Below are 16,050 nucleotides of genomic sequence, written 5' to 3'. Positions count from 1 at the left end.
CTTCACCTCCGCGCAACTGTGATGTTCACTTGATCCATGAGAGCCATCTGGAAAGGCGCAATAGCGTTCGGGCTGGTCAACGTGCCGGTCAAGGTCTACACCGCGACGGAGGACCACGACATCAGCCTGCACCAGGTCCACAACGCCGACGGCGGGCGGATCCGCTATCAGCGCCGCTGCGAGATCTGCAGCAAGATCGTGGACTACGAGGACATCGACAAGGCCTACGAGGACGACGGCCGCACCGTGGTCCTGAGCCGTGATGAGCTCAAATCCATCCCGGCCGAGAACAGCCACGAGATCGATGTCGTCCAGTTCGTCCCGGCCGAGCAGCTGGACCCCATCATGTTCGAAAAGAGCTACTACCTGGAGCCCGACTCGAAGTCGCCCAAGGCCTACGTGTTGTTGCGCCGGGCGCTCGAGGACACGGACCGGGTGGCGATCGTCCAGTTTGCGCTCCGCGATAAGACCCGGCTGGGTGCGCTCCGGATCCGCGGCGACGTGCTGATGCTGCAGGCCCTGCTGTGGGCCGACGAGGTGCGCGAGGCCAGCTTCCCTGCACTCGAGACCTCCATCCGGATTTCCGCCCAGGAGCGGGAGATGTCCGCCGCGCTGGTGGATTCGATGGCCGCCGACTTCGAGCCGGCCCAGTTCACGGATGACTACCAGCTCCAGCTGCGCCAGCTCATTGAGGCGAAGCTGGACAAGGGGGAGTCCCTGGACACCGAGGAAACTTTCGGCGCCCCGGCGGCCGAGGCCGGCAGCGGCGAAGTGATCGACCTGATGGAGGCACTCAAGCGGAGCCTCGATAAAAAGCGCGGGGCCGGAGCCGATTCCGCGGCCGGCAAACCCGCCACGAAGTCCACGGCGAGGGCCACGGCAAGGCCCGCCGCCAAGTCGGCGGCGGCCAAGGCCGCCGGGGCGGGTGCCAAGACACCGGCCAAAACGGCTGCCGCGGCCACGGCCAAGAGGACGGCCGCGAAAGCCGCGCCCAAGGACGCCGCAAAAAACACGCGCAAGGAGGCCTGAGCCTGGAGCGCGGCCCGCGGCCATCGCGATCAGGAGTTCCTGAGCGCGGAAATGAGTTCGCTTTTCTTCTTCGCCGAGTACCCCTTGAGCCCGATCTCCTTGGCCCGCGCCTTCAGCTGGGGGACCGTCCAGTCCTCGTAATCGCCCGTCTGGCCGCCCTTCCGGCCCCCGGCGGAGCGGCCCCTCTCGGCGGATGCGTTGGAGATGCGGGCAGCCTTCTGTTTGGACGCCCCGTCCTCCAGCAGCACCTCGTACAGTTCCGGATCTTTGATGCTCGGGCTCTCGGAGCCGCGCGGTGCGTTCTTCTTTGTGGGCATGGCTCCTACCTTGGTGCCTGGAGTCCGGCGTCACCGGCAGCGTCGTCGTCCACTTCCCCTTGCTCGACGGAAGAGCGCCACTCGCCGGTTTCGATACCGCGGGATTCGATGAACTCCTTGAACCGGCCGAGATCTGCCGTCACCTGGCGGCTGTCCGCACCGATTGCCGAGCCGGCCTTCTCCACGAGCCCCTCGGGCTCCCATTCCAGCTCCACGCTGACCCGGGCACGCTGGTCGCCCAACGCCTCGAACGTCACGGTCCCGGCGTTGCGTGGTTTGTCCGTGCTGACCCAGGCGATCTTCCGGTCGGGTGTCTGGTCGGTGATCTGGGCGACGTACTCGCGCCGGACCCCGGCGACGTCGGTACGGAACTGGAGGGACGTCTCATCGATCTGTTCCACCGATTCGATCCCCGTCATGAAATGCGGGAAGGTCTCGAACTGGGTCCACTGGTTGTACGCGGTGGACACCGGCACGTCGACTTCGATGCTTTCTTGCACTCTTGCCACGGGTGGATCTCCTTCTGACGGCGAATCATGCCTCCAACGGCCACAGCTCCTGGTGCCGCGGATTCCAAACTATCGGCGGTGCCGCGTGGTGACAAGCATCTACTGAGGCTGCTTACCGCAGTCGAGAGGGAGCCTGTTCCCTGGTCCTGCCTGTCCGCGGGCCGGCGCGCGGTGTAGTCTCGGTGCCGGGCGGGCCAACTGCCCTGAAGCACGCAAGGACGCAAGCACGAACGCACGGAAGGGGTGCCATGGCAGGCAACCATGTGGCGACGTCGTCCGTCACCATTGATGCTGCGCCGCCCCGGGTCTGGCATGTGATCACGGATCCGGCGGCTGTGAAGGAATTCATGTTCGGGACGGAGGTGAGGACTGACTGGACCGTGGGCGGGCCCATCGTGTGGCGCGGCGAATGGGATGGCAAGGCGTACGAGGACAAGGGCGAGATCCTCGGGCTTGAACCCGGGCAGCGGCTCGTCCACACGCACTTCAGCCCCCTGGGCGGCCAGGAGGACGCGCCGGAGAACTACCACACGCTGACCTGGACACTCGAAGACGACGCCGGGAAGACGCGGCTCACGCTCTCGCAGGACAACAACGACAGCGCCGAGGCAGCCCGGCACTCCCAGGGCATGTGGGACAAGCTCGTGGCCGACGTCAAGAAGATCGCGGAACGGGCGTAGGTCCGCCGTCGCCAAGCGCGGCTGAAGCGGCACATGTCCAGTTAACGACCTCCGGCCGCCGTCCCGCCACTGCCCCGCAGACGGGGGAGGGCGGCGCGGCGGCCGGAGGGCAGGGCTGTCAGGCGGCGTCGTGATCCGTCTCGAGGATCGCAACCAGGCGCTCCAGGGCGGAGTCGGCGCCCTCGCCCTCGGCACGCAACACCACAACCTCGCCGTGCGATGCGCCGAGGCTCATCAGCGACAGGATGCTGGCGGCGTCCATGGCTTCGTCTTCCGGCTCGCCCAGCCGGGCAATGGTGATTTCGAGATCGAACTCGCCTGCAGCCTCGGCAAAGATGGCAGCCGGGCGGGCGTGCAGCCCTACACGGCTGGCAATGGTGGCGTTACGTTCGGTCATTTCTGCTCCTTGAATATCAGCTTGGAAATTCAGCTTCGGGAAAGATTTCCTGGACCGGCTCAGACGGTTACGGGAACCGGTTCAACCGTATCAACGGACTTCTTGACTGCCCAGCGCTTGAGCGCGATCACTGCCAGGGCTGTGACGACGGTGCCGGCCAGGATGGCGACGACGAACATCAGGAAGTTGTCGATGGCGAAGAAGACGAAGATGCCGCCGTGCGGAGCCTTCGATCCGACCCCGGCTGCCATCGAGATGGCTCCCGTCACGGCGCCGCCGAGCATGCTGGCGGGGATGACGCGCAGCGGGTCGGCAGCGGCGAACGGGATGGCGCCTTCGGAGATGAAGGATGCCCCCAGCAGCCACGCGGCCTTGCCGTTTTCACGCTCGGCCAGGCTGAACCGCTTCGGGTCCAGGACGGTGGACGCGAGGGCCATGGCCAGCGGCGGAACCATGCCGGCGGCCATCACGGCTGCCATGATCTGCCACGGTGCCTGGTTGTCCAGGGTTGCGGCGCCGAGGCCGGCGACGGCGAAGGCGTAGGCAACCTTGTTGACGGGCCCGCCGAGGTCGAAGCACATCATCAGGCCCAGGATGACGCCCAGGGCGATGGCGCTGGCGCCGGTGAGGCTGGAAAGCCAGTTGTTGAGCCCGACGGTGATTGCCACGATCGGTCCGCCGAGGATCACGAACATCAGGCCTGAGGCGACGAGGGACGCCACGAGCGGGATGATCACCACAGGCATGAGGCCGCGCAGCCAGCGGGCCACCTGGAGCCTGCCGATCGAATGCGCCACGTAGCCGGCGAGCAGGCCGCCCACGATGCCGCCGAGGAAGCCTGCGCCCATGAACCCGGCAACCGCGCCGGCGACGAAGCCTGGTGCGATACCCGGCCGGTCAGCGATGGCGAAGGCGATGTAGCCTGCCAGCGCCGGGACCAGGAAGCCGAGCGAGAGGGCGCCGATCTTGAACATCACCGCACCGAAGTAGGCGCCCAGCGGGCCCCACGCCAGTTCAGGGTATTCGGTGGGCAGGTTTCCGAGGCTGTTCTCGGCGAGGATCTTGTCCGCGAAGCCGGTGATGTCGTAGCCGCCCAGGAGGAAGCCGAGGGCGATCAGCAGACCGCCGCCTGCCACGAACGGAATCATGTAGCTGACGCCGGTGAGGAGCGCCTTCTTGAGCTTCTGGCCGACGTGCTCGCCCTTTTCCTCGGCGTCGTGCTCGGCCTGTTCCTCGGCACCGAAGTGCGGAACGCGGCGGGCGTTCGGGTTGTCCGCGGCGGCGAGGGCTTCCTGGACCATCTTGTCCGGTTCGTCGATGCCGCGCTTGACCGGTGCGTTGATGACCGGCTTGCCGGCGAAGCGCTCCTTGCCGCGGACGTCGACATCCACGGCGAAGATCACGGCGTCGGCGGCGGCGATGACTGCCGGGTCCAGCGGCTTGGCGCCGGAGGAGCCCTGGGTCTCGACCTGCAGGTCAACACCGGCTTCCTTGGCCGCGGCCACGAGCGAATCCGCGGCCATATACGTGTGGGCGATGCCGGTGGGGCACGCCGTGACGGCCACGAGGCGCTTCGGGCCCCGGGTGCCGCCGGCAGAGACAGCGGCCGGAGCCGCCGCGTCAACCGGAGCCGCGGCGTCAACCGGAGCCGCGGTGGTGTGGGCGGCCGGCTTGTCAGCCAGGGCACCCTCGACCAGTGCGACGACTTCCGCCTCCGTGGCGGCCGCGCGCAGGGCCGCCGTGAAGTCCTTTTTGATCAGGGAGCGGGCCAACTTGGAGAGCAGCTTGAGGTGCTCCTGGTCCGCGCCTTCGGGGGCCGCGATGAAGAAGATCAGGTCAGCCGGGCCGTCCTTGGCACCGAAATCGACCGGCTGGGAGAGCCGCGCCATGGCCAGGGTGGGTTCCGTGACCGCCGTCGAGCGGCAGTGCGGGATCGCGATGCCGCCGGGGACTCCGGTCGCGGTCTTCTGTTCCCGGGCGAAAGCGTCCGTGAAGAGCCCTTCGACCTCGGTGGCGCGGCCGTTTTCAGCAACTTTGCCGGCAAGGTGCCGGATCACGTCCTCGGGCGAGCTGCCCAGGTTCTGGTCGAGCTCGACCAGTTCGGTATTAATGAGCTGAGTCACTGTCAATCCTTCCGGAGGGCCGTGATGGTTACGGCATCAGGGGTGGTTTGGTGGACTGCCGGGACTGTGGAGCCCGGCAGGGAAGCAGCGGCGGCACCATGGGCCACCGCCTGACGCAGACAATCGACCGGGGCGTTGCCCTGGCTGGAAGCGAGCAGGTAGCCGGCCAGCGACGAATCGCCAGCGCCGACCGTGCTGACCGCGGTGACCGGCGGATGCGTGGCCAGCCACGCGCCGTTGGCCGTCACAAGCACCGCACCCTTGGAGCCGAGGGTTGCCAGGACGGCGCCCACTCCGGAACGCACGACGGCGGCAGCGGCGGCCGCGGCCGCCTCCGGGTCCGCTTCGAGCTCCTCGGCAGTCTTATTGGTGGCGAACCCGGCTGCGGCAGCCAGTTCCACCAGTTCCTCGGCATTGGGTTTCAACAGATCGGGCTTCCCCGCCGCGTCGCCGGAAACAGCGGCGGCGAGCGGTTCGCCTGAGGAGTCGACGGCGATGCGCGGCGCATCGGTACCGTCGTTGATGGACCGCAGCCGCCGGGTGACGGTGGCGTAAAAGTCGGCCGGGACTCCTGGTGGGAGCGAGCCGGCCAGGACAACCCAGCTGGCGCCGCGGGAGTGGTCCAGGAGCAGCCCGATCAGGGCCTCCTGCTGGTCCGCACTCAACGCCGGGCCGGGTTCGTTGATTTTCGTCGTGACGCCGCCGGGCTCGGTGAGCGCGACGTTGCTGCGCAACGGCTCCCCGATCGGCAGGGCAACGAACGGGACGTCGCCGTCGCGCAGCCCGGCCAGGACAGGATCGGACTCGGACCCGGGCAGCACGGCAATGGTCTTGAGCCCGGACGCGACCAGGGCGCGGGAGACGTTCACTCCCTTGCCCCCTGACTCCTGCGAGACGGAGATTGCCCGCTGGACTTCCCCGCGGAGCAGGGGCCCTGGCAGGGCGACAGTGCGGTCCAGGCTCGGGTTGGCGGTCAGGGTGACAATCACGCGACCACCACCTCCACCCCGGCTTCGGCAAGCGCGTCGGCCAGGGCCCGGCTTGGTTTCGTGTCAGTGATCAAAGTGTCCAGATCTTTCAACGAGGCGAACTGGACGAGTGTTTCCGCGTCCAGCTTGGAAGAATCAGCCAGGACCACAATGCGGCGCGCTGATTGGACGAAGGCAGCCTTGACAGCGGCTTCTTCAGGATCGGGTGTGCTCAGCCCGAAGGCTGCGTGGATGCCGTTGGTGCCGATGAAGGCGATGTCGGGGCGGATCCGCCGGGCGGCTTCCACCGTGGACTGGCCGACGGCGGCCTGCGTCAGTCCGCGGACCTTCCCGCCGAGCAAATGCAGGGCGATGCCGGGTTCGCCGGACAGTTTCATCGCAATGGGCAGTGCGTGGGTGATCACGACCAGCTCGGCGCCGGAATTCTGGGCGCTGCCGGCCGCCGTGCGTGCGGCGAGCAGGTCCGCGAGGGCTTCGGTGCTGGATCCGGCGTCGATCAGGACACTGCCGGAGTGGTCCTTGGGGATCAGTGCCAGCGCTGCCTCGGCAATGCGGGTCTTTTCCGGCTGCCGCTGGACTGTCCGTTCCAGGATGCTTTCCTCGGTGGTGCTGAAGCGTTCCGGGGAAACAGCGCCGCCGTGGACCCTTCGGACGCTGCCGGCTGCCTCGAGGGCGGCAAGGTCCCGGCGGATGGTCTCGGTGGTGATGCTGAAACGCTCGGCGAGGTCGGTGACGCTGGCGCGGCCGCTGGCAGAGATGAGCCCGGCAATCAGCTGTTGGCGTTCTTCGGCGAACACTGGCCCTCCCTTGCGTCAGTATGGCGAATCCGCACCGCGGATCCACCGCCCACTTCCGTGACAGCTATCACATGAAGTGGAATTACTTGACTTTATCTTTGATCGCGTTGCTTTGTCAACGAAAAAACAACATGAACGCAGATGGGGTTTGGCGCCTCCGGGGGACATGCCCAGTCCTCGCGCCGAGGAGTGGGCACATTGGCATTATGTCCAGCCCTAGCTGCGCAGACTGGGCATGCGCCTCCTTTGGATCTCACGGACCGGGGATGCGCCTCCCGAGGATTCTGGGACCGGGGGACATGTTCCTTGTTGGCCTCGGGGCGGGGCATGCGCCTCGGGGGCTTCGTAGACCTTGGGACATGTCCAGCCTTCGCACCTAGGAGTGGGCACATCGGCATTATGTCCAGCCCTGACTTCGCAGACTGGGCATGCGCCTCCGGGGTGTCGCGGACCGGGGGACATGTCCCTTGTTGGCTGCGCAGACTGGGCATGCGCCTCCGGGGTTTCGCGGACCGGGGGACATGTCCCTTGTTGGCCTCGGGGGCGGGGCATGCGCTGAGGGCCGGGCGGGGCGGTTGATACGGCAGACGCCGAGCCGGGCCTGTTGGGATCCGGCCTGGCGCCGGGGTCGCTGGTTGGGCGCAGTGGGGCGTTAAGGGGCTAGATGCCGGCGTCGCGGCTCTCGTTGCGGGTGATTGTCTCGCCCGTGTTGGGGTCGACGACGGATCGGGTCTCGCTGACCCGGCGGGTGCGGCTGCGGCCAGGGGAGGCCAGGACTAGGGAAGCGATGAGTCCGATGACGCCGACCGCCATGAGGATATAGCCGATCATGGCCTGGTTCACGTTGGGGATCAGTCCGGGGGTGACGGCCCAGGCCAGGATGGCGCCGAGGGCAATAAGGAAGATGGAGGACCCGATTCTCATGACTTGCTCCTTGTGTCCGGTGGGACGGATAGGTAGTGCTAAGCATGCTGTCGAGCGTCAGGCTACAGCCCCGTGCGTGTTGTTTCAACGATCCGGGCGCCGCCACTCCGGCGCGCGGGGGCACCCAGCCGCGCCCATGGCCGCGCGTTTCCCGAGCGGATCTCCTGGCCCGACGACGAACTCCGGCCGATCGCCGACTTCTCCACCAAGACGGCCCGGAACCAGCAGGACGCCCGCGGGGCGGCTCCGCGCCGGGGATCGCACGTACTCTTAAGGGGTGCACGGGCGTCAGCCCTTGAAGCACACCGCCCCCGCACACCGCCCCCGCATGCTGGCGGGCGCACCGGCGGGCCTCACAGAAACACGGTAAGCAATGTCTGAAGTTTCCCCCAGGATCGTTGTCACCGGGCTTGGCGCGGTGACCCCCGTCGGCGGCACGGCCGCCGAAACCTGGTCCGCACTCCTGGCCGGGCGCTCCGGAATCACGGCCCTCGACCAGGACTGGGCGCAGGAGCTGCCCGTCCGGATGGCAGGCCGGGTGACCGCCGACGTCGCTTCGCTGCTCTCCACGCCCGAGTACAAGAGGATGGACCGGTGCGGGCAGCTGGCGCTTATTGCGGCCAGGGAGGCCTGGGCGCAGGCCGGCCGCCCGGACGCCGACCCGGAACGGCTGGCAGTGGTGATCGGCTCCGGCTACGGCGGCCTGGACACCACCTTGGAGCAGACCCGGGCACTCGATGCCAGCGGCCCCCGCAGAGTATCCCCGCACACCCTTACCCGGATCATGGCCAACGCCCCCTCCGCCTGGGTGTCCATGGAAGTCGGCGCCAAGGGCGGTGCGCGGACCCCGGTGAGCGCCTGCGCCTCGGGCGCGGAGGCCATTTCCCAGGCGGCAGACATGATCCGGGCCGGCGCCGCGGATGTGGTGATCGCCGGCGGAGTGGACTCCTGCGTCAACGGCCTCATCCTCAGCGGGTTCGCCCAGATCCGCGCCTTGTCCACCCGGAACGGTGACCCCGAATCCGCATCGCGGCCCTTCGACCGGGACCGGGACGGATTCGTGCTGGCCGAAGGCGCCGGGATCCTGGTGCTGGAACGCGAAGACCATGCCCGCGCCCGCGGTGCCGAAATACTTGGCGTGATAGCCGGAACGGCCGTGACATCCGACGCCGTCGACATCGTGGCTGCCGATCCCGCCATGCAGCGGCGTGTGATGGAAAAGGCCATCGCGGCGGCGGGCCTTGTACCCAAGGACATCGGGCTGGTCCATGCCCACGCGACGTCCACCCCGGTGGGCGATCGGCTGGAGGCGGAAGCCATCAAGGCAGTCCTCGGCAACCAGGTGCCGGTCACGTCCACGAAGTCCCTCACCGGGCACCTCCTCGGCGGCGCCGGTGCGCTCGGCGCGATCGTTATGGTCCAGGCGTTGCGGACCGGGGCGTTCCCCGGAACGCGAAACCTTGAGGACCCGGACAAGAGAATCGACCTGAACATCATCGCGGAAACCGTCAAGGGACTCCCGGCGACGGCGGGGATAGCGAATGCCTTTGGATTCGGCGGGCACAGCACGGCCCTGGTGATCACAGGAAGCTAGGCTGGCCCGATGGAGACAGTCGTCTGGTCGAAACCGGAACACGAACGTGCCGGGACCCCGCTGCTGGTGATGATGCACGGCTACGGGACGGACGAGTCCCGGATGGCGAAGCTGTTCGACGGCCTCCCGCCGGACTTCACGTGCGTCGCCCTGCGCGGCCCCAAGGTGATCGGGGACCACCACGGCTGGTTCCTGCTGGATTATTTCCTGACCCACGACTTCGCGGACGTCATCTCCTCCACGAACGCCGTCTTCGCCTGGATCGAGTCCGTCAAGGCCCGGCACGCCAGCGTCAGCCTGCTGGGCTTCTCGCAGGGAATGGCCATGGCAAGCACCCTGCTCCGGCTGCGGCCGGAACAGTTCCGGGCCGTCGTGGGGTTGTCCGGCTTCGTCCTGGACAACGAGCTCCTGGCCATGAGCGAGTCCTTCGATGTGCGGCCGCCGTTCTTCTGGGGCAGGGACAAGGACGATTTGGTGATCAACGACGCCGCCACGGAACACACCGCAGAATGGCTCCAGGAGCACACCCAGCTCACGGCACGCAGTTATCCCGGGATGGGTCACAGCATCTCCAAGGAGGAGCTCGTGGACGTCGGGGCCTTCCTGCGCCACTATGTGCTCCGCTGACACTGCGGGGATCCGGCAGCCCCGCCCCGCCGGGCGCTACCTCGCGGACCCGCCAGAGTAGGGCCAAAAGCCCTTATTTATTTATTGGTCTACTTGCGCGCCAATTTTGTAAGCGCTTACACTCGACTTCGGCCATTACCGCGGCCAACTACTTCGGGGGAGGAAGGGGCGACGCCCCGTGCTGCAGGGGAAGACCCCGCGCGTGACCATCCAGGACGTCGCCGCGCTGTCCGGGCTCTCCATCTGCACCGTCTCCCGGGCGCTGCGCAACCTGCCCAATGTCTCCGAAGCAGCGCAGACCCGGGTCAGCGGCGCGGCCGCGAAGCTCGGCTACAAGGCCTCCTCCGCGGCGTCGCGGCTTGCCGGCGGAAGCACCGGCTCCGTGGCCATCATCGCCCCGACCGCCACGGCGTGGTTCTTTGCCCAGGCCGTCGAAGCTGCCGAGGAAGTCTTTGCGGACAGCGGGTACGACACCGTCCTGATCAGTCTCCGGAACAGGCCCAGCCTGGCCCGCAAGCTCTTTGCCGACCTTGAAGGCCTTTCCCAGCGGGTGGACGGCGTGCTGCTGCTCAATATCGCCCTCAGCGAAGCCGAAATGGCAGCCCTCGCCGGCTCCGGGCTGGCCGTGGCCAGCGTGGGCATGCACGACGTCCCCTGGGACAACGTCGGCATCGACAACGAGGACGCGGCGCACGCCGCGACCAGCCACCTGCTCGGACTCGGCCACTGGGACGTTGCCATGCTGGCCGGCAGCGAAATCGGCGAACCCTCCCTGGTCACCGCCAACGAGCGGCTGAAGGGCTTTGAACGCGCCCTCGACGAGCACGATCTGACGGTGGACCCGGACCTCGTGATCGACGCCGGATCCAGCATCGAGGGCGGCCGGAGGGCCATGACCGAGCTCATCGAAAACCGCAGGATGCCCTCCGCGATCTTCGCCGGCTGCGACGAAACCGCGTTCGGTGCATTGATGGCCGTCCGGGACCTCGGTTTGTCAACGCCGAAAAACGTGTCCATCATTGGAATAGATGATCATCAGATGAGCTGGTTCCTGGGACTGAGCACAATCGCCCAGCCGGTAGCCGATCAGGGCGCCTTCGCGGCCAATCTGCTGATTGAGAGACTTCACCGCTCGGGGCTTCCGAATCCCCCCGCCAGCCACGTGCTGGAAACCAAACTGGTAGAGCGCAGAAGCACCCGACGCCGGCGCTGACGCCGGCGGCCGCCCGTGGGCCACCCCCTCCAGAGGTTCCCGTCCACGGCGTGCCTTCACGCGTGGCCACCACTGAATTCCCGCCAAGGTCTGAAAGGACACCGAATCATGACCGAGCTTCCCAACGGCGCCGCTGCCGAAGCGATCTCCGGCGCTTCCGCCATCCTCTTTGACCTCGACGGTGTCCTGACGCCCACCGCGATCGTGCACGAGCGGGCCTGGCAGGAACTCTTCGACGGCTTCCTCAAGACCATCCCCGAGGCGCCGGGCTACCGCGAAAGCGACTACTTCGACCATGTCGACGGCAAGCCGCGCTTCGACGGCGTGCGCGACTTCCTGTCCTCCCGCAACATCGTGCTGCCGGAGGGCCCGCTGGATGACGACCCGGCGCACAACACCGTCCACGGCCTGGGCAACCGCAAGAACAAGGTCTTCAACGACATCGTCGAGGCCGGCGGCGTCAAGCCCTACGAAGGCTCCGTGCGGTTCATCGACGCCGCGCTGGCCCGCGGGCTCAAGGTCGCCGTCGTCTCCTCCTCCCGGAACGCCCCGGCGGTGCTCAAGGCTGCCGGACTCTCGGACTACTTCCCGGTGGTGGTGGACGGCGTCGTCGCCGTGGCCGAAGGACTGCCCGGCAAGCCCAGCCCGGCAACCTACGAGTACGCCGCCCGGCTGCTGGGCCTGCCCAGCGAGGACTGCGTCGTCGTCGAGGACGCCGTCTCCGGGGTCCAGGCCGGAAGTGCGGGGAGCTTCCACTCGGTGATCGGCGTGGACCGGGGCGCGGGCCGCCAGACCCTGCTGGCCGCGGGAGCCACCCTGGTGGTCAACGACCTCGAAGAGCTCCTCTAGCCTCACCAACCGCCCGGCAGGGCACGCAGACACTTTCACCGCAGCACCTTCACCGCGCAGCACCTTCACCGCCCTAAGGAAATCCCCACCATGGCACTCATCACCTCGGACCGCGCACGGTTCCCCAACGACCCCTGGCAGCTCGTTGAAACCGTCCACCTCCCCGGCAGCGCCGGCACGCTGGAGACGCTCTTCAGCCTGGGCAACGGCCACCTCGGCATCCGCGGCGCCCACTGGGCAGCCGCCGACGCCGATCTGCCGGGCAGCTTCATCAACGGCTTCCACGAAACCTGGGACATCAAGCACGCGGAGAACGCCTACGGCTTCGCCCGCACCGGCCAGCGGATCCTCTACATCCCGGACGCCAACAACTTCACGGTGATCATCGACGGCGAAACCCTGAACCTGGACGAATCCACCGTGCTGGACTACCGGCGGAGCGTCGACTTCGCCACCGGCGTATACGAATGCCGGATCACCTGGCAGTGCCGCTCCGGTGCCACCGTGACCACCACCGAACGACGCGCCGTCGGCTATGAGTCCCGCGGTGCGCTCGGCATCTCGCTGGAACTCGCCACGGACCGGGACGTCTCCGCGGACGTGACGTCCTCCGTGATCAACCGCCAGGACCAGCCGGTCGAGGACCACTCGGCCCACGACCCGCGCCGTGCCGGCCGCCACGCCGGCCGCGTGCTTCTCCCGGTGCGGCTCGACGGCGGCGACGGCTCGCTGCGCCTGTCCTGGGAGACCGCCGAATCCAAACAGCGCATCGGCCTGGCCGTGGACCACTGGACGAACGCCGGCGTGCAGCCCTTCGACACCCAGGTGCACGAGGACGACAGCAGCGTCCGCTACGTGCTGGCAGTCGGCGCCGACGAGCCGTTCGTGCTGGAGAAGAGCGTCAGCTACGCCGTCGGGCAGGCCTCGGCGGACCTGGCCGACGACGCCGAAGCCGGCCTCAGGCCGCTCGCGGACATCTTCGCCGAAAGCGCCGCGCACTACAGCGGCTACTGGGCCACGAGCGACATCGTCCTCGCCGGACAGACCGAAGTCCAGCAGGCCGTCCGCTGGAACCTCTTCCAGCTGGCCCAGGCGACGGCCCGCGCCGACGTCGCCGGCATCCCGGCCAAGGGCGTCAGCGGCTCAGGCTACGACGGCCACTACTTCTGGGACCAGGAGGTGTACCTGATGCCCTACCTGACCTACACCAACCCGGACAACGCCCGCCAGGTCCTCGAGTTCCGCCACGAGATGCTGCCCGAGGCCAAGATCCGCGCCAAGGAGCTGAGTGTGGACGGCGCCCTGTTCCCCTGGCGCACCATCAACGGGCTCGAGGCCAGCGCCTACTATGCCGCCGGCACGGCCCAGTTCCACATCGCCGCCGCGATCGCCTTCGCGACCAACCGCTACATCTGGGCCAGCGGCGACCAGGGGTTCCAGGAGAGCCTCGGCTCCGAGCTGCTGATCGAGACTGCCCGGATGTGGGCCTCACTGGGTTTCTTCGGCAAGGACGGGCTCTTCCACATCCACGGCGTCACCGGCCCGGACGAGTACACCGCCGTCGTCAACGACAACCTGTACACCAACGTCATGGCCCGGTTTAACCTGCGCGCCGCCGCTGCGCTGGACCACCCGGAGATCGACGAGGCCGAACGCGAGTTCTGGGAGCAGGCCGCCAACCGGATGCAGTTGCCCTACGACGAGGACCTCCAGGTGCACTCGCAGGACAACGACTTCATGACCCTGGAGCCGTGGGACTGGAGCACACCGCGGTCCCAGTACCCGCTGCTGCTGCACTTCCACCCACTGGTGATCTACCGGCACCAGGTCCTCAAGCAGGCGGACAGCGTGCTGGCCATGTTCCTGCAGTGGCAGGAGTTCTCCGCCGAGGACAAGCGCCGCGCCTTCGACTTCTACGACCCCATCACCACAGGAGACTCCACCCTCTCCGCCTGCGTGCAGGGCATCATGGCGGCCGAGGTCGGCTACGGCCAGGCAGCGCTGGACCACTTCACCCACGCCTTGTTCATCGACCTTGACGACACGCACGGCAACACGATCGACGGCGTCCACATCGCCTCCACCGGCGGGGTCTGGAGCTCGCTGGTCAGCGGCTTCGCGGGTCTGCGCGACCAAGGCGCGGTGCCGTACTTCGACCCGCGGCTGCCCGTCGAATGGGACGGGCTGTCCTTCCACCTGAAGATCCAGGGCCGGCTGCTGCACATCGGCCTGGCGCAGGACTTTCTCAGCCTGACCGTCCGGGAGGGCGCACCGCTCGAGGTCGACGTGCGCGGGGAACTGCTGACCGTCGGTGGGGACCCCGTCCGGGTTCCGCTGGCGCCTGTCGCGGCCCCGGAACCGACAATCTTCCCCAGCGGTCTCCCGACGGCGTCGATCCCGATCGTCCGCGCCGGCGTCTGAGGCGCCGGCAGCCCGAAGGGGTGCCGCGGAACGTGATAAGCCTGCCGCGGGGGCAGTTCAGGGCGGATGGTCGGCGTCGGTCCGCCCCTAACTGCCCACCAGGCCGTCCCGGGCCGGCTCCTCGGCGCCGCCGGCCAGCGGATGGGCCAGTTCATCGGCGGGCATCCTGGCCACCACCATGGCGACGACGGCCACTACCGGGCACACGGTCCCGGCCACCAGGAAGATGAGCCACACAGGCAGCACCGCCGCGGCCGGCCCCGCGAGGGCCATGGAGACCGGCATGAGCGCCAGCGAGACGAAGAAGTCCAGGCTCGAGACGCGCCCCAGCAGATGCGGCGGGACCCGGCGCTGCAGCAGCGTCCCCCAGATCACCATGCCGACGCCGCCGGTGGCGCCGAAGATGAACAGTGCGGCCGCGAGGGCCCAGAAGCTGTCCATGATGCCGACGGCGGCGATCGGCAGGCTGCCGGCGCCCCAGGACACCATCATCACGGTGAGGTAGCGGCGCGGGAGCGGGAACGAAGCGGTCGCGAGCGAGGCTGCGGCGCCTCCGACGCCCATCACGGCGAGCAGGAAACCGAACATGCGGGAGTCGCCGCCGAGCTGGTCCCGGACCACGAACGGGACGAGGACCTCAATGGGACCGATCAGGAACAGCACCGAAATACAGGCCCAGAGCAGCGTCCACAGCAGCCATGGCGTCCGGATTGTGTAGCTGACGCCTTCCCGGAGATCGTGCAGCAGCGAGGTCTTGGCCCGCGGATGGCCCGGGCTGCCGGCCGCGTCCTGCCCGGCCGCCCGGTGCTGGCCGCGGAGGAAGTTCAGGATGACAAACGCCAGCAGATGGCAGACGGCAACACCGGTGACGGCATGCGAGGGGGACAGTGCCGCTACCAGGATGCCCGCCACCGCCGGTCCCGCAGCCTGCTGCAGGATCGGCCGCATGGTCCCCTCCATGCCGTTGGCCGCCAGCAGGTCATCCGGCGGCAGGATCCGCGGCAAGATCGCGGAGTAGGCGGGGAAGAAAAATGCCGCCCCGACGCCGAGCACAAACGAGCCGAGCGCCAGATGCCAGAGCTGTAGCCAGCCGGCCATGGCCAGCCCGCTGACGGTCGCAATGACGGCCAGGTTGGCGCCCTCCACTGCGATGATCAGGAGCCGCTGCGGCAGCCGGTCCGCCGCAATGCCTCCGGCCAGCACAAACGACACCAGACCCACGCTACCCGCCGCGGCTACGAGGGAGAGTTCCAGCGGGCCGCCGCCGAGGTGGATCACCTCGTAGACCATCGCAACGGCCCACATCCCGGACCCGAAAATGGAGATGGCCAGTGCCGCGATCAGCACCCGGTACTCACGGTGCGCGAACGGCTGAAGGGCTCTCAATGCGCGCATGGCTCCAGTCTAGGTGCCACGTCCGGCGCGCCGCAGACCGTGCCGTGGAAGGAATCAATGGAATAGTCCGCCGGCAATCCCGGTTGCAGCCTGACAGGACCCGGTTGTCCCCATCCGGACAACCGGGTCCACGCACGAGGCCGGGTCCGCCGCCGGCGCTGCTTGCAGTGCTGCGGCCCCGCGCCT

General features: G+C 68.0%; 15 protein-coding genes. 7 read left to right on the top strand and 8 right to left on the bottom strand.

The features are described 5' to 3' along the window. Positions 1-36: 36 nt before the first annotated feature. Positions 37-1,029, top strand: coding sequence for a non-homologous end joining protein Ku (gene ku / locus ABIB51_RS02745; RefSeq protein ID WP_354185226.1), 993 nt, complete (start codon positions 37-39; stop codon positions 1,027-1,029). A 29-nt stretch (positions 1,030-1,058) separates the two neighbouring features. Here ku and ABIB51_RS02740 read toward each other — a convergent pair whose 3' ends face one another. Next, positions 1,059-1,346 (bottom strand): DUF7218 family protein, encoded by a 288-nt coding sequence (locus tag ABIB51_RS02740; RefSeq protein WP_354185224.1) that lies wholly within the window; start codon positions 1,344-1,346, stop codon positions 1,059-1,061. Positions 1,347-1,351: 5 nt separating this feature from the next. Further along, on the bottom strand, positions 1,352-1,855 hold the full coding sequence (locus tag ABIB51_RS02735) for an SRPBCC family protein (RefSeq protein WP_354185222.1): 504 nt from the start codon (positions 1,853-1,855) through the stop codon (positions 1,352-1,354). Between the two features lie 248 nt (positions 1,856-2,103). On the opposite strand from ABIB51_RS02735, the gene ABIB51_RS02730 reads away from it, so the two are divergent. Further along, positions 2,104-2,535 carry an SRPBCC domain-containing protein gene (locus ABIB51_RS02730; protein ID WP_354185220.1) on the top strand — a complete coding sequence of 144 codons (432 nt, stop codon included), beginning with the start codon at positions 2,104-2,106 and terminating at the stop codon, positions 2,533-2,535. Positions 2,536-2,653: 118 nt separating this feature from the next. Here ABIB51_RS02730 and ABIB51_RS02725 read toward each other — a convergent pair whose 3' ends face one another. The 5 genes from ABIB51_RS02725 to ABIB51_RS02705 form a co-directional block, all read right to left on the bottom strand. Then, complete coding sequence (locus ABIB51_RS02725; protein WP_354185218.1) at positions 2,654-2,932, bottom strand: HPr family phosphocarrier protein; 279 nt, start codon at positions 2,930-2,932, stop codon at positions 2,654-2,656. Between the two features lie 59 nt (positions 2,933-2,991). After that, complete coding sequence (locus tag ABIB51_RS02720) at positions 2,992-5,055, bottom strand: PTS fructose transporter subunit IIABC (protein ID WP_354185216.1); 2,064 nt, start codon at positions 5,053-5,055, stop codon at positions 2,992-2,994. Positions 5,056-5,057: 2 nt separating this feature from the next. Beyond that, entirely contained in the window at positions 5,058-6,044 is a 987-nt protein-coding gene (locus tag ABIB51_RS02715; protein WP_354185214.1) for a 1-phosphofructokinase family hexose kinase, read from the bottom strand. Next, complete coding sequence (locus ABIB51_RS02710) at positions 6,041-6,841, bottom strand: DeoR/GlpR family DNA-binding transcription regulator (protein ID WP_354185212.1); 801 nt, start codon at positions 6,839-6,841, stop codon at positions 6,041-6,043. The genes ABIB51_RS02715 and ABIB51_RS02710 overlap by 4 nt, the downstream gene beginning before the upstream one ends. A 660-nt stretch (positions 6,842-7,501) precedes the next feature. Beyond that, positions 7,502-7,765: a DUF6458 family protein gene (locus ABIB51_RS02705; protein WP_354185210.1), complete on the bottom strand. Its 264-nt coding sequence runs from the start codon at positions 7,763-7,765 to the stop codon at positions 7,502-7,504. 373 nt (positions 7,766-8,138) lie between these two features. Here ABIB51_RS02705 and ABIB51_RS02700 point away from each other — a divergent pair, with 373 nt between their 5' ends. From ABIB51_RS02700 to ABIB51_RS02680, 5 genes are all read left to right on the top strand, one after another. Further along, complete coding sequence (locus ABIB51_RS02700; protein WP_354185208.1) at positions 8,139-9,359, top strand: beta-ketoacyl-[acyl-carrier-protein] synthase family protein; 1,221 nt, start codon at positions 8,139-8,141, stop codon at positions 9,357-9,359. 9 nt (positions 9,360-9,368) lie between these two features. Then, the gene (locus ABIB51_RS02695; RefSeq protein ID WP_354185206.1) at positions 9,369-9,986 is read left to right on the top strand and encodes an alpha/beta hydrolase; all 618 of its coding nucleotides are present in this window, start codon (positions 9,369-9,371) and stop codon (positions 9,984-9,986) included. Positions 9,987-10,164: 178 nt separating this feature from the next. Next, a complete protein-coding gene (locus ABIB51_RS02690; RefSeq protein ID WP_354185204.1) occupies positions 10,165-11,199 on the top strand; it encodes a LacI family DNA-binding transcriptional regulator in 1,035 nt (344 codons plus the stop codon). 108 nt (positions 11,200-11,307) lie between these two features. Next, positions 11,308-12,048, top strand: a complete 741-nt coding sequence (locus ABIB51_RS02685) for an HAD family hydrolase (RefSeq protein WP_354185202.1) — start codon at positions 11,308-11,310, stop codon at positions 12,046-12,048. Positions 12,049-12,138: 90 nt separating this feature from the next. Next, entirely contained in the window at positions 12,139-14,469 is a 2,331-nt protein-coding gene (locus tag ABIB51_RS02680) for a glycoside hydrolase family 65 protein (protein WP_354185200.1), read from the top strand. A gap of 87 nt (positions 14,470-14,556) precedes the next feature. On the opposite strand, the gene ABIB51_RS02675 is transcribed toward ABIB51_RS02680, so the two are convergent. Then, positions 14,557-15,864, bottom strand: a complete 1,308-nt coding sequence (locus ABIB51_RS02675; protein WP_354185198.1) for an MFS transporter — start codon at positions 15,862-15,864, stop codon at positions 14,557-14,559. Positions 15,865-16,050 lie beyond the last annotated feature (186 nt).

Origin of the sequence: Arthrobacter sp. UYCu712 (genome assembly GCF_040547005.1) — a bacterium.
Lineage (GTDB): Bacteria > Actinomycetota > Actinomycetes > Actinomycetales > Micrococcaceae > Arthrobacter.
This window is presented reverse-complemented; position numbering and strand designations above follow the sequence as displayed.

Bases quoted from the DNA above. Each gene is read 5' to 3' on its own strand.
- ABIB51_RS02685 (WP_354185202.1), top strand. From the start codon at position 11,308: ATGACCGAGCTTCCCAACGGCGCCGCTGCCGAAGCGATCTCCGGCGCT.
- ABIB51_RS02730 (WP_354185220.1), top strand. From the start codon at position 2,104: ATGGCAGGCAACCATGTGGCGACGTCGTCCGTCACCATTGATGCTGCG.
- ABIB51_RS02725 (WP_354185218.1), bottom strand. From the start codon at position 2,932: ATGACCGAACGTAACGCCACCATTGCCAGCCGTGTAGGGCTGCACGCC.
- ABIB51_RS02740 (WP_354185224.1), bottom strand. From the start codon at position 1,346: ATGCCCACAAAGAAGAACGCACCGCGCGGCTCCGAGAGCCCGAGCATC.
- ABIB51_RS02680 (WP_354185200.1), top strand. From the start codon at position 12,139: ATGGCACTCATCACCTCGGACCGCGCACGGTTCCCCAACGACCCCTGG.
- ABIB51_RS02705 (WP_354185210.1), bottom strand. From the start codon at position 7,765: ATGAGAATCGGGTCCTCCATCTTCCTTATTGCCCTCGGCGCCATCCTG.
- ABIB51_RS02695 (WP_354185206.1), top strand. From the start codon at position 9,369: ATGGAGACAGTCGTCTGGTCGAAACCGGAACACGAACGTGCCGGGACC.
- ABIB51_RS02675 (WP_354185198.1), bottom strand. From the start codon at position 15,864: ATGCGCGCATTGAGAGCCCTTCAGCCGTTCGCGCACCGTGAGTACCGG.
- ABIB51_RS02700 (WP_354185208.1), top strand. From the start codon at position 8,139: ATGTCTGAAGTTTCCCCCAGGATCGTTGTCACCGGGCTTGGCGCGGTG.
- ku (WP_354185226.1), top strand. From the start codon at position 37: ATGAGAGCCATCTGGAAAGGCGCAATAGCGTTCGGGCTGGTCAACGTG.